This is a genomic window from Streptomyces sp. NPDC002044, from assembly GCF_040296725.1.
Lineage (GTDB): Bacteria > Actinomycetota > Actinomycetes > Streptomycetales > Streptomycetaceae > Streptomyces > Streptomyces antarcticus.
The window spans coordinates 1-21,399 of the sequence record NZ_JBEOXU010000009.1; the positions used below are offsets into that span (position 1 = coordinate 1).

Genomic DNA, 21,399 nt, shown 5'->3' on the forward strand with positions numbered 1-21,399 from the left:
GCTGATGGGCGGCGCGGTGGCGTCGTGAACCGCCCCCGGCCTCCGGACGCGCGTCCGGAGGCCGGGAGCGGGGCCGGGGGCCAGGGGCCGGGGCCGGGGTCAGGTGCGGAAGGGGCCGGTGACCTCGTACGTGATTCCACCCGACGAGCTGCCGCTCGTCCCGCGCTGGCTGCTGAAGTAGAGCCGGGTGCCGTCGGGGGAGAAGGCCGGGCCGGTGATCTCCGAGGAGGACTGTCCCGTGATCCGCAGGAACGGGGCGACCACGTCGTCGGGCGTGATCACGCAGACCTCCATGCTGCCGCCGTCCTCGGCCACGTACAGGTCCCCGTACGAGGACCCGGTGACGTTGTCCACGCCCGTCAGCGGGGCCGCGCCGCCGGGGACCAGGGAGTCGTCGTAGGCCAGCTCGTAGGTGCTGGTGGCGAGGTTCAGCTGCCAGACCCGGTTGTCGCCCTTGGTCGTGAACCACACGGTGTCGTTGGCGTAGTGGCAGCCCTCGCCGCCGCTGAACTTCTTCGCGCCCGAGACCTGGCTGCGCGTGGCGGTCGGGGAGCCGTCGCGGTCCGGGACGTTGGCCCAGGTGAACGAGCCGGAGGTGGCCGTGGACGCCTTCAGGACCTGCAGGGTGCCGGCGGAGAGGCTGCCCCAGGTGGTCGGGACGAAGCGGTAGAAGCAGCCGTCCGACTCGTCCTCCGTCAGGTAGATCACCTTGCGGACCGGGTCGGCGGCGGCCGCCTCGTGCTTGAACTGGCCCATCGCCGGGCGCTGGACGGCCGCGTTCACCCCGTACGGGTCGGTCTCGTACACGTAGCCGCGGGTGACCTCCTCGCAGGACAGCCAGGTGTTCCAGGGGGTCTTGCCGCCCGCGCAGTTCTGCCGGGTGTTCGACAGGATCCGGTAGGCGCCGGTGATCGTGCCCGCCGCGCCGAACCGCACCGCGCTGGCGCCGCCGCTCGGGTTGATCTCCGAGTTCGACACGTAGATCCAGCCCGTGCCGTCCGCGAAACAGGCGCCGCCGTCGGGCGCGCTGTGCCACTTGTAGGTGGTGGAGCCGACGTTCTGGCCGGACCGGGCGATCACCCGGCTGCTGAAGCCGGCGGGGAGCTGGAGCCCGTTGGCGTCGGCCGCGCCGAGCGCCCCGTACGGCCCGGCCCCCGGCTGGGCGGGGGCCGCGTAGGCCGCCCCGTGCATCAGGGTGCCGCCGAAGGCGGCGGCAGACGAGCCTATGACTGCGCCGCGCAGAAAGGTACGACGTTCCACGGTCACTCCTGTGGGAGGAAGGCCCCGCGTCCGGTCGGACGCGGGGTCGCACGCGTCGAGGAACCTAGGAGAGCTGAGTTGACGTGACGTCAATTCCTCATGACGCGCGAGCGACCGGCGCGAGGTCAATGACCGTGCGCCATTCACCTGAAGGAATTTCAGGGTGCCGGGGGCTCTTTCCGGAAGGTTTTCCGCTTCTCGCCGGCGGCGCCGTTCACCGGGCGCCGGACGATTCGGTGTGCGTACGCCCAGTCGCACCCCGCCCGCCGGCCTCCGCCGCCGGGCGCGCCGAGGGGCGGGTTCCGGCCGAATCCGGCGCCCGGGGTTTCGCCCCGCACGTGGCACGCGGCGACCGGCGGGGACCCCTGCGGCCCTGCGCGGGCCCTCCGCCGGCCCTTCCGTGCGGGGCCCGCGCCCCGCACGCCGCGCTTGAGCCGTCCGGGTGGTGTGCGCGCCTGGACCGGACGCTCCTGACCTGCGGATTCGTGCCTGTCCAAGAAGCCGTACGGGTTTTTTGCCAAGAGCGATGAGTTTTCCGGCGTCCCCCGGTCTACCTCTCGAAAGCGCCGCACGGTGCGAGCTTCACCCGAGGGAAGAGGGACCGAGATGTCCGCCACCATGATCTTCGTCAACCTGCCGGTCAAGGACCTGGACGCCAGCATGGCCTTCTGGGGCGAGCTCGGCTACGGCTTCAACGCCCAGTTCAGCGACGAGAACTGCGCCTCGATGGTGATCAGCGACACGATCGTGGCGATGCTCCTGACCGAGGCCCGCTACAAGGACTTCACCCACAAGGAGATCGCGGACGCCACCAAGACCTCCGAGGTCCTGCTCTGTCTCAGCTCCGAGAGCCGCGCCGCGGTCGACGCGCTCGTCGACGCGGCCGTCGCCGCCGGGGGCACCGAGTCCCGTCCGGCCCAGGACCTCGGCTTCATGTACGGCCGGGCCTTCGACGACCTCGACGGTCACACCTGGGAGATCATGTGGATGGACCCGGCGGCGGTCCAGGGCTGAGCACCGCCCTCACGAGGTGGCGGCGGTCCGCACCCGGTAGGTCCGGACCGCGACCTCCTCGTCGTCCAGGCAGCGCCCCGACTCCAGGTCGAAGCGCTGCTTGAGCAGCGGCGAGGCCACGAACGGCCGCCCGGCCGCGCACCCCAGCAGCCCCCGCGACAGCACGTGCGCCCCGGTGAAGGGGTCCTGGTTGCCGATGGCGTACGGGCGCCCCGCGCGGTCGAGGAACACCGCGGCCTGGCTCCCGTCGGGCAGCAGGGCGGCGACGCCCCGGCCGGGGAGGAGCGCCGACAGCTCGCACACCGCCAGCCATCCGTCCTCCAGCTCCAGTTCGACGGTCATCGGGCGCCTCCCAGCGGCTGAAGGGTCAGGACGGCCAGGTCCGGCTTGACCTGGTCGCGTTCGGGCACGAACTTCACGGTCGGGTCGGGGGCCCCGGGCGCGTTGACGAAGGACACGAACCGGCGCATCCGCTCCGGGTCCGACAGGGTCTCGGCCCACTCGTCGCGGTAGTGCGCGACGTGGCCGGCCATCAGGGACTCCAGCTCCGCGCACAGCCCGAGGGAATCGTGCACGACCACGTCCCGCAGGTGCTCCAGACCCCCTTCCATCCGCTCCAGCCAGGTGGAGGTCCGCTCCAGCCGGTCGGCGGTGCGGATGTAGAACATCAGGAACCGGTCGACGAGGCGGATCAGCTCGGCGTCCGACAGGTCCTGGGCCAGCAGGTCGGCGTGGCGCGGGGTGGCCCCGCCGTTGCCGCCGACGTAGAGGTTCCAGCCGCTCGCCGTCGCGATCACCCCGAAGTCCTTGCTCTGTGCCTCCGCGCATTCGCGGGCGCAGCCGGAGACCGCCGACTTCAGCTTGTGCGGCGCCCGCAGGCCCCGGTAGCGCAGCTCCAGGCCGATGGCCATGCGCACGCTGTCCTGGACCCCGTAGCGGCACCAGGTCTGTCCCACGCAGGACTTCACCGTCCGCAGCGCCTTCCCGTACGCGTGCCCGGACTCGAAGCCGGCGTCGACGAGCCGGGCCCAGATCAGCGGGAGCTGGTCCACGCTCGCGCCGAAGAGGTCGATCCGCTGCCCGCCGGTGATCTTCGTGTAGAGGCCGAAGTCCCGGGCCACCTCGCCGATCACGATCAGCCGGTCCGGGGTGATCTCGCCGCCGGGGATGCGCGGGACGACCGAATAGGAGCCGTTGCGCTGGATGTTGGCGAGGAAGTGGTCGTTCGTGTCCTGGAGGGCGGCCTGTTCCCCGTCGAGGACGTAGCCACTGGCCCCGAGGACCGGGGCGAGCGAGGCGATGATCGAGCCGACGGCGGGCTTGCACACCTCGCAGCCGTCGCCGCCGCGGGCCTCCGGGCGGCCGTGGCCGTCCAGCAGCTCCGCGTACGACGTCAGCCGCCGGGTGCGGACGATCTCGTACAGCTCGGTGCGGGTGTGCGGGAAGCAGCCGCACAGGCCCGGGTCGGCCGCGGGCGGCAGCAGCTGCCCGATCACCTTGAGGCAGCTGCCGCAGCCGGTGCCCGCCTTGGTGCACTTCTTGACCTCGGGGACGGTGGCGCAGGCGGCGATGGCCCGCTTGGTGACGTTGTGGCAGGAGCAGATCACCGCGTGGTCGGGGAGCGCGGACGGGCCGAGCGCGACGGGCGCCCCGAGGCCGGCGGGCAGGACCAGCTGCTCGGGGGGGACGGGCGGCACGCTGCCGGTGAGGGGACGCAGCAGCCCGTACGAGTCGGCGTCGCCGACCAGGACCCCGCCGAGGAGCACCCCGTCGGGGGAGACGACCAGCTTCTTGTAGACGCCGGAGCGGGAGTCGGACCAGACCACGTCGAGGCTGCCGGGGGCGGCGCCGTGGGCGTCGCCGAAAGAGGCCACGTCGACGCCGAGGAGCTTGAGCTTGGTGGAGAGGTCGGCTCCGGTGAACTCCTTCTCGCGGCCCAGCAGGTCGTCGGCGGCGGTCTCGGCCATCTCGTAGCCGGGGGCGACCAGGCCGTACACCCGGCCGTCGACGGCGAGCGCGCACTCGCCGATGGCGTACACGCGCGGGTCGGAGGTGCGGCAGCGGGCGTCGACGGCGATGCCGCCGCGCTCGCCCACGTCCAGTCCGGCGGCGCGGGCCAGCTGGTCGCGGGGGCGGACGCCCGCGGAGAAGACAACGAGTTCGGTGTCCACGCGGGAGCCGTCGGAGAGCAGCATTCCGCTGACGCTGCCGTCCGCGCCGGTCAGCACCTCCTGGGTGCCGACGCCGGTGTGGACGGTGAGGCCCATGGACTCGATGGTGCGCAGCAGGGCCGCGCCGCCGCCCTCGTCGATCTGGACGGGCATCAGGCGCGGGGCGAACTCGACGATCCGGGCGGTGAGTCCGAGGCCCTGCAGGGCGCCGGCCGCCTCCAGCCCGAGGAGTCCGCCGCCGACGACCGCGCCGTGGGTGCGGGTCTTGGCGTACTCCTCGATGGCGAGGAGGTCCTCGATGGTGCGGTAGACGAAGCAGCCGGGCGCGTCCTTGCCGGGGACCGGCGGCACGAACGGGTGGCTTCCGGTCGCCAGGACCAGGACGTCGTACGGGAAGACACGGCCGGAGCGGGAGGTGACGGTGCGGGCCTCCCGGTCGACGGACTCGGCGGGGTCGTCGAGGTGCAGGGCGATGCCGTGCTCCGCCATGAAGCCGGACGGCGTCACGGACAGGTCCTCGGGGGTGCTGCCGGAGAAGTACGAGGTGAGGTGCACCCGGTCGTAGGCCGGGCGGGGCTCCTCGCAGAGCACGGTGACCCGGTGGGTAGCGGTGACGCCCCGCTCGGCGAGGGCTTCGAGGTAGCGCTGGCCGACCATGCCGTGCCCGATGAGCACGAGGGTGGGCAGGGGCTCGGTCATGTCAGTGGCCTCCGTCGTCGGTGAGCAGGCGGAACAGGTCGGCGGGGTCGTGCAGGGGCTCGCCGCCCTCCCAGCCGCGGGCGAGGGCGCCCACGCTGGAGAGCTCGCCGAGCAGGACCCCGCCGACGAGGCGGTCGCCGCGGACGACGACCTGCCGGTAGGTCCGGCGGGTGGCGTCCGCGAGGCGGACCACGTCGTCGCCGGGGAGCGGGGTGGTCTCGCCGAAGGCGGCGAGGTCGAGCGTGCGGTGGCCGGCTCCGCCGAGCGTGAGCCGGGTGAGGGCCCGGGTGCCGGTGTACGGGGCCGCCGCGCCGGGGCGGTCGTCGGGGGCGGCCGGTCCGGCGGTGGCGGCGGCCTCCGGGGCGGCTCCGCGCGGGGCGGCCTCCGGTGCGCTGGTGAACCCGGCGGCGGGCGGGCCGGCCGCGCGCCGGTGCGGGGCCGGGCCGGTGAGGATCGCGGCCAGCGCGTCGGCCTGCTCCAGGGCCGCGCCCGCCAGGCCGTACACCCGGCCGGCGTGCTCGGCGCAGTCGCCGATGGCGTGGACGCGGGGGTCGCTGGTGCGCAGCCGGTCGTCGACGACGACGCCCGTGCGGACGTCGAGCCCGGCGGCCACCGCCAGACCGGTACGGGGGCGGACCCCGCAGGCCAGCACGACGAGGTCGGCCTCCAGCCGGTAGCCGTCGGCGAGTTCGGCCCCGGTGACCCGGCGGGAGCCGTCCGGCGGGCCGGTCGTGCTCAGGCCGCGCACCCGGCACTCCGTGTGGATCTCCACGCCCAGCGCGGTCAGGTGGGCGTGGAGCAGCGCCGAGGCGTCCGCGTCGAGCTGGCGCTCCATCAGCCGCTGCGCCTGCTGGGCCAGGACCACCTGCGCGCCCCGCGCCGCCAGCGCCCGGGCCGCCGAGACCCCCAGCAGGCCGCCGCCGATGACCACCGCGCGCACGCCTGGTTTGACGGCCGCAGACAGGGCCAGGCAGTCGTCCATCGTGCGGAACGGGTGCACCCCGTCCGGCAGTTCCCGCCCGTCCGGTACGAACAGTCCGCGCAGTGGCGGCAGCACCGGGTTCGAACCCGTGGCCAGCACCAGGGTGTCGTACCGCTCCACGCTCCCGTCGTCGCAGTGCACCGCCCGCTCCGCGCGGTCGATGCGGACCGCCCGGACGCCCCGCCGCAGCCCCGGGCCGGGTGCGGGCAGGGCCGTCACCTCCGGCGCGTACCGGCCCGCGAGGACCTCGGCGAGCAGCACCCGGTTGTACGGGACGTGCGTCTCCTCGCCGAGCACGGTCACCGCCGCGTCCGGGCCGCTCATCCGCTGCGCCAGCCGCAGGCCCGCCAGGCCGCCGCCGATCACCACCACACGCTGCTCCGAGGTCATGCCACGAGCGTGCGGGGACGCTGTTTCCCCGCCGCATCGCCGTTGTTACCCGGACGGAACGCCCACCTCAGCGCAGGGGTTAAGGGCCGGTGAGGCTTCCCTCAAGGCCGCCTTAAGGATCATCCGCGTGCCCGTCCGGGCGCTTAGCGTGACCCGCATGCGAGATGCGGTGGTGCGGGTCAGGGGCGGGATGCTGGGCGGGGCGGGGGTCGTGACCGTGCTCTGGGCCGCGCAGGTGCGTCCGTCGGCCCGGCCCGACGCGCTGTTCGCCACGGCCGCCCACCTGACCGGTCTGCTCGCCGGGTACGGGGTGCTGGTGCTGCTGTTCCTCATGGCCCGGGTACCGGCCGTGGAGCACGGCGTCGGCGCCGACCGGCTCGCCCGCTGGCACGCCGCCGGCGGCAAGCACGTCCTGCTCCTCTGCTTCGGGCACGGGCTCTTCGCCCTGCTCGGTTACGCCGTCCACGAGGGGGTCGACGTCGTGTCCGCCGTCCGGGACCTGCTCGGCTACCCCGCGCTCGCCGCCGCCGCGGCCGGGACCGTCCTCCTGGCCGCGGTCGGCGTGACCTCCGCCCGGGCGCTGCGCCGCCGGGTGTCGCACGAGACCTGGCGCGGGGTGCACCTGCTGGTCTACCTCGCCGCCGCCCTCGCCTTCGGCCACCAGCTCGCCGGGCCCGACGTCGCCCCCGTCGCCTGGTTCTGGGCCCTCGCCCACACCGCCGTCGCCGTCCTGCTGGTCTGGTACCGCGCCGTGGTCCCCGTACGGCAGGCCCTGCGGCACGCGCTGCGGGTCGCCGAGGTACGGGTCGAGGGGCCCGGCGTCGTCTCCGTCACCGTCTCCGGGGAGCACCTGACCGAACTGCGTGCCGAGCCGGGGCAGTTCCTGCGCTGGCGGTTCCTCCGGCGCAGGCTCTGGCACACCGCGCTGCCGTTCTCGCTGTCCGCGCCGGTCCGCGACGACACCCTCCGGATCACCGTCAAGGGCCTCGGCGGCCACTCCCGCCGCATCCGCAGGCTGCGCCCCGGCACGCGGGTCCTGGCCACCGGGCCGTTCGGGGCGCTCACCGCCGCCCGGCGGACCCGGGCCAAGGTGCTGCTGATCGCGGGCGGGGTCGGCATCACCCCGATCCGGGCCCTGTTCGAGACCCTGCCCGGCGGCCCCGGGGACCTCACCCTGCTCTACCGGGCCGGTGCCGAGGAACACCTCGTCCTGCGCGGTGAGCTGGAGGCCATCGCCGCCGACCGGCAGGCCGGGCTGCACTACCTGCTGGGGCCGTCCGGCGCCGCCTACGACCCGCTCGCCCCGCAGGCGCTGGCCGCGCTGGTGCCGGACCTCGCCGCGCACGACGTGTACCTGTGCGGGCCACCGGGGATGGCCGGGGCGGTGCGGACCGCGCTGCTGCGGGCCGGGGTGCCGGCCGGCCACATCCACTCCGAGTGCTTCGCCTTCTGAGCCCGGCCGCACGCCGTCTGCCGCCCCGCGTTCTTCCGCCCCGCCGTCCGAGAGGCCGCCGCGCCATGCGCCACCCGCTGCACATCGCCCTGTCCGTGCCCGCGCCGCCGTCCGCACCGCCTTACGCACCCCTGTACGCACCCCCGGCCGGGGGTGCCCAGCCGGGTCCCGCCCCGGCCCGGCACCGGAAGCCGTCGGCGTGGAGGTCGGTCGCGGCCGCCGTACCGCCCGCGCGGCGGCTGGCGGCGGGGCTGGGGCTGGCCAGCGTGCTCGCCGCGACCGCGCTCACGGCGGCCGTGGACCCGGCCGCGCCGGTGGCCCCGGACCGGGCGCCGGCCGGGCGAACCTCAACGTTCGCGCAAGTTTCCGGGGATTGATGGCCCCTGCACCCAACCGCTCCGTAGGGTCGGGTCCGTGCCTGACATATCAACAACGATGATCATCGTGCTGTGCGTGGCCGCGGCCGCCGCCGGATGGATCGACGCGGTGGTCGGCGGCGGCGGTCTGCTCCTGCTGCCGGCCCTGCTGCTCGGCCTGCCCCAGGCCCATCCCGCCACAGTGCTCGGCACCAACAAGGCGGTGGCCATCGTCGGTACCGCGGGCGCGGCGGTGACGTACGTGCGCAAGGCCCCGGTGAACGTCAAGCTCGCCGTACGGATCGGCCTCGCCGCGCTCGCCGGCTCGATGGGCGGCGCCGCGCTGGCGGGCGGCATCGACAAGGACGCCATGCGTCCGCTGATCATGGCGGTCCTCGTGGTCGTCGCCGCCGTCGTGATCTTCAAGCCCGGCTTCGGCGCCGCCCCGTCCGCCTCGCCCGTCTCCCGGCAGCGGGTCCTGCTGGCCATCGCACTGGCCGGTCTCGGCATCGGCTTCTACGACGGGCTCATCGGGCCCGGCACCGGCACCTTCCTGGTGCTGGCCCTCACCGCGCTGCTCCACCTCGACCTGGTGTCCGCCTCCGCCACCGCCAAGATCGTCAACGTGTGCACGAACGCCGGGGCGCTCGCGATGTTCGCCTACCAGGGCCGGGTGCTGTGGCAGCTGGCCGCGCTGATGGCCCTGTTCAACCTGGCCGGCGGCATGATCGGCGCGAGCATGGCGCTCAAGAAGGGCAGCGCCTTCGTCCGCGGCGTGCTCCTCACGGTGGTGGGGGCGCTGGTGATCCGCCTCGGCTTCGAGCAGTGGGGCTGAGCGCGGGCCGCCGGAACCGCCGGCCCGGCAGCGGCTAGTAGGTCCCCGTGAGGTGGGCGAAGACGACCACGTTGCCCCGGTAGCCCGTGCGCGGGGAGAAGCCGCCGCCGCAGGTGATCACCCGGAGCTCGGCGCGCGCGGACGGGCCGTACACGAGGGAGTCGGGGAAGCCCTTGGCGTCGTACACCCCGACCGCGTGGACCGTGAACACCGCCGTACGGCCGTCCGCGCGCGGGACCTCGATGGCGGCCCCGCGGCGCAGCGCGCCCAGGTGGTAGAAGACCCCGGGGCCGACCGCGTCGTCCACGTGCCCGGCGATCACGGCGGTGCCGGTGGCGCCCGGGGTGGTGCCCTCGCGGTACCACCCGGCCAGGTCCCGCCGGTCCGGCGGCGGTACTTCGAGGCTGCCGCCCGCCTGGAGGCCGAGCCCGGTCAGCGGCGCGTCGACCCGGATGGAGGGGATCCGGATCCGGGCGGGCGGGGAGCCGGGGAGCGGGGCGATGCCGGGCCCGGACGCGCTGGCGGCGCTCAGCGCCTCGGCGGGGGAGGGCAGCGGCGGCCCCACGGGTTCGCGGGAGCCGCTGGTGACGAGCCAGATGCCGACGCAGGCGGCGAGGGCGACGAGCCCGCCGTGGCGGGCGGTGGGGGTACGGGGGGTGCGGGCGATGCCGCGGCCCGCCGGAGCGGATCCAGGGGTGGCCGCAGGGGCGCGGCCGGCCGCGGGCCAGGGCCGTCGGTTCTGCGCCGGGCCGCCCGGGGAGCTCCGGGAGCTCCGGACATCGCCACCCATGCGTACCCCCTCGGCTTCCGTTTCGGGGTGACTGGCCGTCGCCCGGCCCCGCGAACGGGGGGGACCTCGCGGGGCGGGCGACGGGGGACGGTACCGGTCGGACCGCGGCCGGAGCCGCGGTGGGCGTCCGTCAGCTCCGCGTGCCGCTCGCCCGGCGACGCAGGAGCCAGATACCGCCGACGGCGGTCGCGGCCAGTACGGCCGTTCCCGCCGCGATCGTGGCGGGGTCGGCGGTGGTGGTCGTGCCACCGCCCACCCCGGTGTGGACGGGGCCCTGCGGCCCGCGTTCGGTGACGACCAGGTCGCCGGTGGCGAACTTGCCGTTCGCGCAGGTGGCGCCGATGCCGTAGGTGCCGGGCCGGGTGCCGCGGGTGACCTGGAACTGGCCCACGACCACCTCCTTGTGGGTGCCCGGGACCAGCTTGAACCGGCCGCCGCCGACCGTGCTGGCGTCGCCCTCCGCGTGGCTGCCGTGGCCGCACGCGGTGGTGTTGACGGTGACGGTGGCGCCGGGGGCCGCGGACTTGGGCCACACCTCCAGCGGCGCGAAGTCACCGGGGGCGAAGCTGATGATGCCGAGGTCCGCGGCCGCGACCGCGCCGGCGACCGGGCCGGTGAACGCGGCTGCGGTCAGCGCGGTGGCGGTCAGCGCGTGAGCGGTACGTCGGCGCATGGGATTCTCCTGGAGACACGGGGTCGTGTTCCCGAGGTAACCCGGCCCGGCCCGGCCGCGCCTGCTGATGTCCCGTCAGTTCGGTCCGCCGCTCCCCCTCGTACGGGGTGTTTTCGCAGCTCAGGCGGGCGGGTGCGGCCATCGGTGCCACCCGCGCCGTCCGGGTGACCCGGGCGACCGGGTGACCGTGACGACCGGTGCGCAGGCGGCACGGAGGCCGGACCGGGGGCCGGAGGGAGCGGGGGCCGGAGGGAGCGGGGGAGCCCGACGCCGGACGTCCCGGGTCACGGGCGCCGGGAGGGTGGGAAACGGCCGTGCGTACGGTGGAGGCGCGCAGGGAAGCCGGGCCTTCCGGCCGGGCCTGCGGACCAGTCGCCCCACCCGAGGGAGTGCCCGCGTGACATCGGCCGTCCGGCCCGGGGAACCGCCCGCCCCGCTGCCGTTCTTCGTCTACGGAACGCTGCGCCCGGGGGAGGTCAACCACGACCTGTTCCTGCGCGGCCGCACGGCCCGCGAGGAGCCCGCCCGGCTGCCCGACGCGGCGCTCTACGACGGTCCCGGGTACCCGTACGCCGTCCACCGCCCCGGCTCGGCCGTCCTCGGGGAGCTGATCACGCCGGCCCCCGGCGCGTACCCGGAACTGCTGGCCGCGCTGGACCGGCTGGAGGAGTACGCGGGCCCGGGCCGCCCGGGCAACCTCTACGACCGGCTCGCCCGCGAGGTGCTCCGCCCCGACGGCAGCGCCGCCCGGGCCTGGGTCTACCTGGCCGCGCCCCTGCTCGCCCGCGACCTGCGCGCGTCCGGCACGGAGATACCCGGCGGCGACTGGCTCGGCCGCCGGGGGGCGTAGGCCCCGGTCACAGGCCCTCGGCGCCGCGGTTGCGCAGCCGGCGGCCGTACTGCTGGAGGACCCACAGCTCCTCCTGGACCGCGGCCAGTTGCTCCGGCGGGGCCTGCGGGCCGAGCCGGGACATCGTGCCCTGGATCTCGTGGACCCGGCGGTCCACGGCGCGCAGGCGCACCTGCACCAGCTGGACGCCCGCGTAGATCTCGTCCACGGTCTTCGCGTGGATCGCCTCGACCGCGAGTTCCGTGACGAGCGCGCGGACGGTGTCGTTCGGGGCGGCCTCGCGGACCTTGGCCAGGTAGTCCTCGGTGCCCAGCGAGGCGCCGCCCGCGTCCAGGATGGCCTGGCGCACGGCCGCGTACGGCGGGGCGGTGAACTCGTCCATCCCGTACGCGTCGAAGGCCGGGGAAACCAGGGCGGGGCGCTGGAGGGCCAGCTTCAGCAGCTCGCGCTCGGTGCGGTGGGCGGGGCTGCGCAGGTTCAGCGCGGGGCCGCCGGCGGGCCGCTCGGGCTGCGCGGGGCCCGCGTCGTAGGACGGGCGTCCGCCCCCGCCGCGCCCCTGCTGCTGCGACTGGCCGCCGCGGTCGCGGGCCCAGCGGGCCAGCTGTGCGACCCGCTTGACGACGAACGCCTCGTCGCGGATGCCCAGCATGCCCGCCAGCTGGACCGCCGACTCGTGCTGGATCGCGATGTTCTTGATGTGGGCGACGACCGGCGCCGCCTCGTCGAGGGCGGCCGCCCGGCCCGCCGGGTTCTCCAGGTTGTGCCGCGACACGATGTGCCGCAGCGCGAACTCGAAGAGCGGGGTACGGGTCTCGACCAGCGAGGCCACCGCCCCGTCCCCCTGCGCCAGGCGCAGGTCGCAGGGGTCCATGCCGCCGGGGGTGATCGCGATGGAGGTCTCGGCGGCGAACTTCTGGTCGTCCTCGAACGCCCGCAGCGCGGCCTTCTGGCCGGCCGCGTCGCCGTCGAAGGTGAAGATCACCTCGGCGGTGGCGTTGTCCATCAGCAGGCGGCGCAGGATCTTGATGTGCTCCCCGCCGAAGGCGGTGCCACAGGTGGCTACCGCGGTGGTGACCCCGGCCATGTGGCAGGCCATGACGTCGGTGTAGCCCTCGACGACGACGGCCCGGGAGGTCTTCGCAATCTCCTTCTTCGCCAGGTCGATGCCGTACAGCACCTGGGACTTCTTGTAGATCGCCGTCTCCGGCGTGTTCAGGTACTTGGGACCGTTGTCGTCGTCGCGGAGCTTGCGCGCGCCGAAGCCGACGACCTCGCCCGTGATGTCGCGGATGGGCCACATCAGCCGGCCTCGGAAGCGGTCGATCGGCTTGCCGCTGCGGCTGTCCTGGGCGAGCCCGGAGGTGATCAGTTCCTTGTCGCTGAAGCCCTTGCCGCGCAGGAAGCGGGTCAGGTGGTCCCAGCCGGACGGGCTGTAGCCCACGCTGAAGTGGGCGGCCGCGGCCTGGTCGAAGCCGCGCTCCGCCAGGAACTTGCGGCCGATCTCCGCCTCGGGGGAGTCCAGCTGGTCCACGTAGAACGCGGCGGCGGCCTTGTGCGCCTCGACCAGGCGGATGCGCTCGCCGCGGCCGCTGGTGCCGGCGGTGTAGCCGCCCTCCTCGTACCGCAGGACGATGCCGGCCTGGCCGGCCAGGCGCTCGACCGACTCCGAGAAGGAGAGGTGATCGATCTTCATGATGAAGTCGAGGATGTCCCCGCCCGCCTGGCAGCCGAAGCAGTGGTAGAGCCCCTTACTGGGGCTGACCTGGAAGGACGGGGATTTTTCGTCGTGGAAGGGGCAGAGGCCCTTGAGGTTGCCGCCGCCCGCGTTGCGCAGCTGGAGGTATTCGGAGACGACGGCGTCGATCGGGACCGCGTCCCGTACCGCCTTCACGTCGTCGTCGTTGATCCGTCCTGCCACCCGTGAAGTCTACGGCCGGGCGGCGGCAAACCTGTCAGGCCCCCTCCGCCGTGACCAGGGACGCGAGCGGAACCGACGGGTCCGCGAGCTTTTCGCGGTCCACCGGGGCCTTGGACCTGATGAGGGCCTGGATGTGCTCGGTGACATCCCACACGTTGACGTTCATACCGGCGAGCACCCGTCCGTCCGAGAGCCAGAAGGCGATGAACTCCCGCTTGCCCACGTTGCCGCGGATCAGCACCTGGTCGTAGCCGCCGGCCGGCGCGTACCCCGAGTACTCCAGGCCCACGTCGTACTGGTCGGAGAAGAAGTACGGCACCCGGTCGTAGCTGACCTCCCGCCCCAGCATCGCCCGCGCCGCGGCCGGGCCGCCGTGGAGGGCGTTGGCCCAGTGCTCGACGCGCAGCCGCGTCCCGAGCACCGGGTGGTGGGCGGCGGCCACGTCCCCGGCCGCGAAGACGTCCGGGTCCGAGGTGCGCAGGGAGGCGTCCACGGCGATCCCGCCGCCGTGCGCCCGGTCCACGAGGGCGAGCCCGGACGTCTCGGCGAGGGCCGTCCGGGGCGCCGCCCCGATCGCCGAGAGGACCGCGTGCGCCGGGTGCTCCTCCCCGTCGTCGGTGCGGGCGGCCAGCACCATGCCGTCCTGGCCCACGATCTCCGTCAGCCGGGCGCCGAAGTGGAAGCGCACCCCGTGCCCGGCGTGCAGGTCCGCGAACAGCCGGCCGATCTCCGGGCCGAGCACCGAGTGCAGCGGGGTGGCCTCCGCCTCGACCACGGTGACCTCGGCCCCGTACCCGCGCGCCGCGGCGGCGACCTCCAGGCCGATCCAGCCGGCGCCCGCGATCAGCAGGTGGCCGTTGTCCCGGCCGAGGGCGGCCAGGACGCCGCGCAGCCGCTCGGCGTGGGCCAGGCGGCGCAGGTGGTGCACGCCCACCAGGTCCGTGCCGGGGAGGTCGAGGCGGCGCGGCTCGGAGCCCGTGGCCAGCAGCAGCTTGTCGTAGTGCAGCAGGGTGCCGTCGCCCAGGCGCACCGACTTGTTCTCGCGGTCCAGGTGCACGGCGGGCTGGCCGAGGTGCAGCTCGACGTCGGCGCTCGCGTACCAGGACGGCTCGTGCACGAAGACGCTGTCGCGCTCCTCCTTGCCCACCAGGAACCCCTTGGACAGCGGGGGGCGTTCGTACGGGCGGTCGTGCTCGTCGCCGATCAGGATCACCCGGCCGGTGAACCCCTCCGCCCGCAGCGTCTCGGCCGCCTTTGCCCCGGCCAGCCCTCCGCCGACGATGATGAACGTCTGGTGTGCGTCGACCACCTGATGCCTCCTCATTACCTGTTCGTCACGTGCGGCCACATGCGAGCGTCCCGCACTGAGCCTGCCGCGTGAAGGGGGAGTGGCCCGATAGGCTCACCCTTCGGCGCGTCGCGTGCGCCCGGTGAGGCGGCCGTGCAGGGAGCGGGCGGCGGCGTCCGTGAGGCAGGCGATCTGATCGACGACCGCGCGTTTCCTCGCCCGGTCGTCCGGGGCCGTGTCGAAGATGGCCCGGAACTGCGGGTCCAGCCCCTCGGGCGCGCGCCGGCTCAGCGCGTCGGCTAGTTCGGCCAGGACGACGCGCTGGTCGGCCCGGATCCGCTCCTGTTCGTCGCGCTGCATCACGTACAGGTCGGCGACCGCCTTCAGCACCGCGCACTCGTTGCGCGCCTCGCGCGGGACCACCAGACCCGCCCCGTACCGGGTGAGGCGGCCCGGGCCGTACGCCTCGCGGGTGGCGCCCTCGGCCGCTTGGCAGAACCGGCCGATCAGCTGGCTGGTGGCGTCCTTCAGCCGGGCCTGGGCCACGGCCGAGCCGTCGTACCCGTGCGGCCACCACTCCTGCTCCATCAGCCGGTCCAGCGCCTCGCGCAGCTCTTCGGGGTCGGTGTCCGCCGGGACGTAGCGGCCGATGGCGACCCGCCAGATCGCGGTCCGCTCGGGCTCGGCGTGCAGCAGGTTCGGATCGAGGTGGCCGGCGTGCAGGCCGTCCTCGAAGTCGTGCACCGAGTACGCGACGTCGTCCGCCCAGTCCATGACCTGCGCCTCGAAGCACTTGCGGTCCGCGGGCGCGCCGAGGCGCAGCCACTCGAAGACCGGCAGGTCGTCCTCGTACGCCCCGAACTTCACCGAGCCGGGGTCGGTGGGGTGGTCGCCGCGGGCCCACGGGTACTTGGTGGCGGCGTCCAGGCAGGCCCGGGTGAGGTTCAGGCCGACGCTGACCAGCTCGCCGTCCGCGTCGGGCACGAACCGCTTGGGCTCCAGGCGGGTCAGCAGCCGCAGGGACTGGGCGTTGCCCTCGAAGCCGCCGCAGTCCTTGGCGAACTCGTTGAGCGCTTCCTCGCCGTTGTGGCCGAAGGGCGGGTGGCCCATGTCGTGGGAGAGGCAGGCGGCCTCGACCAGGTCGGGGTCGCAGCCCAGGGCCGCGCCGAGCTCCCGGCCGACCTGGGCGCACTCCAGCGAGTGGGTCAGGCGGGTGCGGGGGCTCGCGTCCCAGTCGTACGAGCGGGTGCCGGGCGTGACGACCTGCGTCTTCCCGGCGAGCCGGCGCAGCGCGGCGGAGTGCAGTACGCGGGCACGGTCACGCTGGAAGGCGGTCCGGCCGGGGCGTTTGTCTGGCTCGGTGGCCCAGCGCTCGGTGGCGGCGGGATCGTAGGGCTCGCGGGGGTCGGTCGGGTCTGCGGGAGCGTGCGCGGTGCCTTCCATGGTGAGACGTTAACCGGAGACCTGACAATCCGAGCAATACGACCGGGCGCGGCCCCCGTGGGCTGCTTACGGGCGCCTTACGGGGACCCTGCGGCGTCCTTGCGGGGTCCTTACGCGGAGGCCGGCTGGAACCGGGTCTCGCCCAGGCTCTCCCGCCGGGCGAGGGCCTCGTCGTAGCGCTGGAGGACGAGGCGGGCCAGGGCCGGGTGGGCGCCGAGCGGGGCGGCGGCCGGGCCGGGAGCGGCGGCGGCGCTGCGGGTGGCGAAGTGACCGGGGGCGGTGAAGTACGAGGCGATGGCGGGCCGGTGGTGGCCGCGGGCGGCGAGGGCGCGCACCGCCTCGGGGACGGTGGGGGAAGCGGCGGAGGCGTAGGCCGTGACGACGGCCACCCCGCCGAGGCGCTCGGAGAGCAGGGCGGCGGCGGCGCGGGTGTCGGCGGCCGCGTCGGGGTCGCGCGATCCGGCGGCGGCCAGCACCACGGCCGTGCCGGGGGTCCAGCCGGCTTCGCGGAGCCTGTCGCGGAGGGCCTCGACGAGCAGCGGGTGCGGGCCGAGGGGGGCGGCGACGCTCACCCGGAGGCGGGGGAAGCGGGCGGCGGCCGCGGGGAGGTCCCGTTTGACGTGGTAGCCGCGTCCGAGGAGCAGCGGGACGAGCACCGCCCCGCCCGAGGCGCCGTCGGACGCCCGCCGGCCGGCCCGGTCGGAGGCCGCGCGCAGGGTGTCGGCGAGCAGCGGCGGGTTCAGTTCGAGGTGCCCGAGCCGTACGTCGAGGCGCGGGCGGAGCTCGCGGACCCGCTCGAGGAGGGCTTCGACGGCGCGCGGGGCGCGCGGATCGCGGCTGCCGTGGGCCACGGCGACGAGGGTGGGTGGCTGCTCGTACCGCTCGTGCCGCTGGTGTTGCTCGTGCCGCTGGTGTTGCCGGTGCTGCATGGGTGGGCTCCGGGGTGACGGGCGCGCGGCGGGCGCAGCCCGCTGAGCTGCGTGCCGAGTTGGGCGGTGATCCGGGTGAGCAGCTCGGCGGCGCTGCCGAAGGGGAGGGACAGGGTGATGTCGGAAGGGTGCACCGGCTCCGTCATGGACCGATCCTGCGCGCCGGAGGTTGCCGTCGCGTTGCGCCGGGGTGTCGGCTCTCTTTTCCGGCTGCTCACTCGCTCATTCGTACGGGTGAAAGGTGGGGGAGCTGGAACTGGGGAGCGGGGTCGGTTCGTCAATCCGTGCGAACGATGTTGAACGCAAGGGGTCGAGCGCCGCGGGGCGAGCGCGATGGGGGGCGGTCATGGGAACGCAGGGCTGGGTGCGGGCGCTGGCGGGGCGGTCTGCGGGGGCGGTGCGGGCGGGGGCGGTGCGGCTGCCCGCGGTGCGGCTGCCGCGCGGGGTGCGGGTGCGGAGGCGGGCCGTCCAGACGGTGATGGCGGGGTGCGTCCTGGCCCTGCTGCCCTCGGCGTGGACGCACGCGACGGCCGCGGACCGGCTGCGGAGCACGGCGGACGCTCCCGCCGCCGAGGTGGCGGTGGTCTTCGGGGCGGGCCTGTGGAACGGGCGGCCCACGCCCTACCTGGCCAACCGGCTGGACGCCGCCGCCGAGCTGTACCGGGCGGGCCGGGTCAAGGTCGTCCTGATCACGGGGGACAACAGCCGCACCGAGTACGACGAGCCCGGCGCGATGCGCGGGTACCTCACCGGCAAGGGGGTGCCGGGGGACCGGATCGTCAGCGACTTCGCCGGCTTCGACACGTGGGACTCGTGCGTCCGGGCCACGGAGATATTCGGGGTCGAGCGGGCCGTGCTGATCAGCCAGGGCTTCCACATACGCAGGGCCGTGGCCTTGTGCGAGGCCGCGGGGGTGGAGTCGTACGGGGTCGGGGTCGACGACGAGCACGACGCCACCTGGTACTACGGCGGCACCCGCGAGGTCTTCGCGGCGGGCAAGGCGGCACTGGACGCGGCCTTCAAGCCCGAGCCGCGGTTCCTCGGGCCGAAGGAGCAGGGGGTGTCGCGGGCTCTGGCCGCTCTGGCAGACTGACGCGCGACCGGCGGGTATGCCGATTAGTCATATGTCGGTTGGCCTGTTCGAGCATCAGAGGGGGAACCGTGACCGTGGTGGATCTGGGCGGCAAGGCCGTCGTCGTCACCGGTGGAGCACGCGGCCTGGGCGCCGCCATCGCGCGGGCCGTCGTGGACGGCGGGGGCAGGGTGCTGATCACCGACGTGCTGGAGGCGGAGGGCGCGGCGACCGCCGCGAAGCTCGGCGGGGCGGCGCGGTTCGTGCGGCACGACGTCACCAGCGAGGCCGACTGGCAGGCGGCGCTGGACCACGCGGTCGCCGAGTTCGGCCGCATCGACGGGCTCGTGAACAACGCCGGCATATCCACCGGCCAGTTCCTGGAGCACGAGAGCGTCGAGCACTTCCGCCGGGTCGTCGAGATCAACCTGGTCGGCGTGTTCATCGGCATCAAGGCCGCGATACCGCTGCTGCGCGCCGGCGGCGGCGGATCCATCGTCAACATCTCCTCCGCCGCCGGCCTGACCGGCCTCGCGCTCACCGCCGGGTACGGGGCTTCCAAGTGGGCCGTGCGCGGGCTGTCGAAGATCGGCGCGGTCGAACTCGCGGAGGCACGGATCCGGGTGAACTCCGTCCACCCCGGCATGACCCTGACCCCGATGACCGCCCCGGTCGGCATCCAGGCAGGCGAGGGCAACTACCCCGGGACACCGATGGGCCGCGTCGGCGTCCCCGAGGAGATCGCGGCGGCGGTCGCGTTCCTGCTCTCGGACGCCGCCGGGTACATGACGGGCGCCGAACTCGCCGTGGACGGCGGCTGGACGGCCGGCCTGACCGTGAAGTACCTCACGGGCCAGTAGTCCCGCGCGGCCGGTGCCCCGTACGCCGGTATGGCCGGTGCCGCGTACGCCGGTACGGGCGATGGCCCCGTGCGCCCGGGCCACCGGGCCTCACCGCGCCCGGCGGACGGCGCTGAGGCGGCCGTAGGGGAGGTGTAACCGTGGGCGGGGGTCCGTGTAACACCGCCGACGCAGGCTGGAGGGCATGCACCTCCCGGAAGCCCCCGTCACCGCCACGCACTGCCCGTACTGCGCGCTCCAGTGCGGGATGAACCTCCGCCCCGAGCCCGGCGGCACGGGCGTAGCGGTCGAGGAGCGGGCGGACTTCCCGGTCAACCGGGGCGCGCTGTGCGGCAAGGGCCGCACCGCCCCCGCCGTGCTGTCCTCCCGGGTGCGCCTGACCGAGCCGCTCGTCCGCACCCACGCCGGGCGGCTGGAACCGGCCACCTGGGAGGAGGCCCTCGCCACAGTCGCCGAGGGCCTGGCCCGCACCCGCCGGACCCACGGCCGCGACGCGGTCGGGGTGTTCGGAGGGGGCGGGCTCACCAACGAGAAGGCGTACGCGCTCGGCAAGTTCGCGCGCGTCGCCCTGCGCACCTCGCAGATCGACTACAACGGCCGCTTCTGCATGTCCTCGGCCGCCGCCGCCCACCAGCGGGCCTTCGGCCTCGACCGCGGTCTGCCCTTCCCCCTGGAGGACGTCCCGCGCACCGGCTGCGTGATCCTCGTCGGCTCCAACCTGGCCGAGACCATGCCCCCGGCGCTGCGCTACCTCACCGAACTCAAGGAGAACGGCGGCACCCTGATCGTCGTCGACCCCCGCCGCACGCGCACCGCCGAGCAGGCCGACCTCCACCTGGCGCCCCGCCCGGGGACCGACCTCGCGCTGGCGCTGGGCCTGCTGCACCTGGTGGTCGCGGAGGGCCGTACGGACGAGGCGTTCATCGCCGCCCGTACCACCGGCTGGGAGGAGGCCCGCGCCGCCGTGATGGCGCACTGGCCCGAGCACGTCGAACGCGTCACGGGCGTCCCCGTCCCCAAGCTCCGCGAGGCGGCCGCCCTGTTCTGCGCGCCCTCCTCCGCCATGGTCCTCACGGCCCGGGGTCCGGAACAGCAGTCCAAGGGCACCGACACCGTCGGGGCCTGGATCAACCTGTGCCTGGCCACCGGCCGGGCCGGCCGCCCGCTGTCCGGGTACGGCTGTCTCACCGGCCAGGGCAACGGCCAGGGCGGCCGCGAGCACGGCCAGAAGGCCGACCAGCTCCCCGGCTACCGCAAGCTCACCGACCCGGCGGCGCGCGCCCACGTCGCGGGAGTCTGGGGCGTCGATCCCGACAGCCTCCCCGGCCCCGGCCGCAGCGCCTACGAACTCCTCGACGCCCTCGGCACCGACGTGAAGGCCCTGCTCCTGATGGGCTCCAACCCGGTGGTCTCCGCCCCCCGCGCCGCCCACATCGAGGACCGCATCCGCTCCCTGGACTTCCTCGCCGTCGCCGACGTGGTCCTCTCCGAGACCGCCGCCCTCGCCGACGTGGTCCTCCCGGTCACCCAGTGGGCGGAGGAGACCGGTACCACCACCAGCCTGGAGGGCCGCGTCCTGCTCCGCCGCCGCGCCCTCACCCCGCCACCCGGGGTCCGCACCGACCTGGAGGTCCTGCACGGGCTGGCCTCCCGGCTCGGCGTCGAGAAGGGCTTCCCCACCGCCCCCGAGGAGGTCTTCGACGAACTGCGCCGCGCCTCGGCGGGAGGCCCGGCCGACTACTCGGGCATCACCTACGCCCGGATCGAGGCCGAGCAGGGCGTCTTCTGGCCCTGCCCCGAAGGCGCCGCCGGCACGCCTCGCCTCTTCCTCGACTCCTTCGCCACCGACGACGGCCGCGCCCGCTTCGTCGCCGTCTCCCACCGCGACGCCGCCGAGGTCCCCGACGCCCTCTACCCGCTCCACCTCACGACCGGCCGGGTCGTCGCCCAGTACCAGTCCGGCGCCCAGACCCGCCGGGTCGACGAGCTCAACGCCGCAGCCCCCGGGCCCTTCGTCGAGCTGCATCCACGCCTCGCGGCCCGCCTCGGCGTCACCGACGGCACGCCGCTGGCGGTGACCTCGCGCCGCGGCCGGGCGGTCGCCCCGGCGCGCATCACCGACGCGATCCGCGCCGACACGGTCTTCATGCCGTTCCACTGGCCCGGCGAGGGCCGCGCCAACACCCTCACCAACCCGGCCCTGGACCCCGTATCCGGGATGCCCGAGTTCAAGGTCTGCGCGGTCCGCGTCGAGCCCGCCTGACCCCAGGGCGATGCCGACGGCCTTCAACTCCCCTGCTCCGGAGCGGGTTTCGGGGTGGCCGAGTGCCGCGGGTCCGGGCAGCGCAACGGCACGCGCGTTTCGCGCGAGGCGTGGCGGCGATCCTCTCGGACATGAGTCCGATCCGCATCGGGG

General features: G+C 74.7%; 18 protein-coding genes. 7 read left to right on the forward strand and 11 right to left on the reverse strand.

Annotation, left to right across the window (positions count from 1 at the left end; all coding sequences use genetic code 11):
* Positions 1-99: 99 nt before the first annotated feature.
* The gene (locus tag ABT106_RS04075; protein ID WP_351271957.1) at positions 100-1,260 is read right to left on the reverse strand and encodes an alkaline phosphatase PhoX; all 1,161 of its coding nucleotides are present in this window, start codon (positions 1,258-1,260) and stop codon (positions 100-102) included.
* Between the two features lie 606 nt (positions 1,261-1,866).
* Here ABT106_RS04075 and ABT106_RS04080 point away from each other — a divergent pair.
* Positions 1,867-2,274, forward strand: coding sequence for a VOC family protein (locus ABT106_RS04080; protein WP_351271960.1), 408 nt, complete (start codon positions 1,867-1,869; stop codon positions 2,272-2,274).
* A 9-nt stretch (positions 2,275-2,283) separates the two neighbouring features.
* On the opposite strand, the gene nirD is transcribed toward ABT106_RS04080, so the two are convergent.
* Genes nirD through ABT106_RS04095 form a run of 3 tightly spaced genes read right to left on the reverse strand, consistent with a single transcriptional unit; the run spans position 2,284 to position 6,516 of the window.
* The gene (gene nirD / locus ABT106_RS04085; RefSeq protein WP_351271963.1) at positions 2,284-2,616 is read right to left on the reverse strand and encodes a nitrite reductase small subunit NirD; all 333 of its coding nucleotides are present in this window, start codon (positions 2,614-2,616) and stop codon (positions 2,284-2,286) included.
* On the reverse strand, positions 2,613-5,144 hold the full coding sequence (nirB, locus tag ABT106_RS04090) for a nitrite reductase large subunit NirB (protein ID WP_351271966.1): 2,532 nt from the start codon (positions 5,142-5,144) through the stop codon (positions 2,613-2,615). The genes nirD and nirB overlap by 4 nt, the downstream gene beginning before the upstream one ends.
* Position 5,145: 1 nt before the next feature.
* Positions 5,146-6,516 (reverse strand): NAD(P)/FAD-dependent oxidoreductase, encoded by a 1,371-nt coding sequence (locus ABT106_RS04095; protein ID WP_351271969.1) that lies wholly within the window; start codon positions 6,514-6,516, stop codon positions 5,146-5,148.
* A 157-nt stretch (positions 6,517-6,673) separates the two neighbouring features.
* Between ABT106_RS04095 and ABT106_RS04100 the strand changes: the two genes are divergently transcribed.
* Positions 6,674-7,969 (forward strand): ferredoxin reductase family protein, encoded by a 1,296-nt coding sequence (locus ABT106_RS04100; RefSeq protein ID WP_351271972.1) that lies wholly within the window; start codon positions 6,674-6,676, stop codon positions 7,967-7,969.
* 414 nt (positions 7,970-8,383) lie between these two features.
* Complete coding sequence (locus ABT106_RS04105) at positions 8,384-9,160, forward strand: sulfite exporter TauE/SafE family protein (RefSeq protein WP_351271975.1); 777 nt, start codon at positions 8,384-8,386, stop codon at positions 9,158-9,160.
* A gap of 34 nt (positions 9,161-9,194) precedes the next feature.
* On the opposite strand, the gene ABT106_RS04110 is transcribed toward ABT106_RS04105, so the two are convergent.
* Both ABT106_RS04110 and ABT106_RS04115 read right to left on the reverse strand, forming a co-directional pair.
* Positions 9,195-9,827, reverse strand: coding sequence for a class F sortase (locus tag ABT106_RS04110; RefSeq protein ID WP_502979207.1), 633 nt, complete (start codon positions 9,825-9,827; stop codon positions 9,195-9,197).
* Positions 9,828-10,080: 253 nt separating this feature from the next.
* Complete coding sequence (locus tag ABT106_RS04115; protein WP_351271981.1) at positions 10,081-10,623, reverse strand: GVDTG sorting domain-containing protein; 543 nt, start codon at positions 10,621-10,623, stop codon at positions 10,081-10,083.
* A 397-nt stretch (positions 10,624-11,020) separates the two neighbouring features.
* Here ABT106_RS04115 and ABT106_RS04120 point away from each other — a divergent pair, with 397 nt between their 5' ends.
* On the forward strand, positions 11,021-11,473 hold the full coding sequence (locus ABT106_RS04120; protein WP_351271984.1) for a gamma-glutamylcyclotransferase family protein: 453 nt from the start codon (positions 11,021-11,023) through the stop codon (positions 11,471-11,473).
* A 7-nt stretch (positions 11,474-11,480) separates the two neighbouring features.
* Here the strand turns inward: ABT106_RS04120 and dnaG are convergent, their stop codons facing one another.
* The 5 genes from dnaG to ABT106_RS04145 all read right to left on the reverse strand — a co-directional run bounded on the left by dnaG (position 11,481) and on the right by ABT106_RS04145 (position 17,197).
* Positions 11,481-13,391, reverse strand: a complete 1,911-nt coding sequence (gene dnaG / locus ABT106_RS04125; RefSeq protein WP_351271987.1) for a DNA primase — start codon at positions 13,389-13,391, stop codon at positions 11,481-11,483.
* A 34-nt stretch (positions 13,392-13,425) separates the two neighbouring features.
* Complete coding sequence (locus ABT106_RS04130; RefSeq protein ID WP_351271990.1) at positions 13,426-14,700, reverse strand: NAD(P)/FAD-dependent oxidoreductase; 1,275 nt, start codon at positions 14,698-14,700, stop codon at positions 13,426-13,428.
* A gap of 93 nt (positions 14,701-14,793) precedes the next feature.
* Entirely contained in the window at positions 14,794-16,122 is a 1,329-nt protein-coding gene (locus ABT106_RS04135) for a deoxyguanosinetriphosphate triphosphohydrolase (RefSeq protein ID WP_351271993.1), read from the reverse strand.
* A 110-nt stretch (positions 16,123-16,232) separates the two neighbouring features.
* Positions 16,233-16,973, reverse strand: a complete 741-nt coding sequence (locus ABT106_RS04140; RefSeq protein ID WP_351271996.1) for a sirohydrochlorin chelatase — start codon at positions 16,971-16,973, stop codon at positions 16,233-16,235.
* Positions 16,862-17,197: a hypothetical protein gene (locus ABT106_RS04145; RefSeq protein WP_351271999.1), complete on the reverse strand. Its 336-nt coding sequence runs from the start codon at positions 17,195-17,197 to the stop codon at positions 16,862-16,864. Before ABT106_RS04145 ends, ABT106_RS04140 begins: the two co-directional genes overlap by 112 nt.
* Positions 17,198-17,397: 200 nt before the next feature.
* On the opposite strand from ABT106_RS04145, the gene ABT106_RS04150 reads away from it, so the two are divergent.
* From ABT106_RS04150 to ABT106_RS04160, 3 genes are all read left to right on the forward strand, one after another.
* On the forward strand, positions 17,398-18,144 hold the full coding sequence (locus ABT106_RS04150; protein WP_502979202.1) for a SanA/YdcF family protein: 747 nt from the start codon (positions 17,398-17,400) through the stop codon (positions 18,142-18,144).
* A 74-nt stretch (positions 18,145-18,218) separates the two neighbouring features.
* Positions 18,219-18,983, forward strand: coding sequence for a glucose 1-dehydrogenase (locus ABT106_RS04155; RefSeq protein WP_351272160.1), 765 nt, complete (start codon positions 18,219-18,221; stop codon positions 18,981-18,983).
* A gap of 184 nt (positions 18,984-19,167) precedes the next feature.
* On the forward strand, positions 19,168-21,246 hold the full coding sequence (locus tag ABT106_RS04160) for a molybdopterin oxidoreductase family protein (protein ID WP_351272002.1): 2,079 nt from the start codon (positions 19,168-19,170) through the stop codon (positions 21,244-21,246).
* Positions 21,247-21,399: the final 153 nt, after the last annotated feature.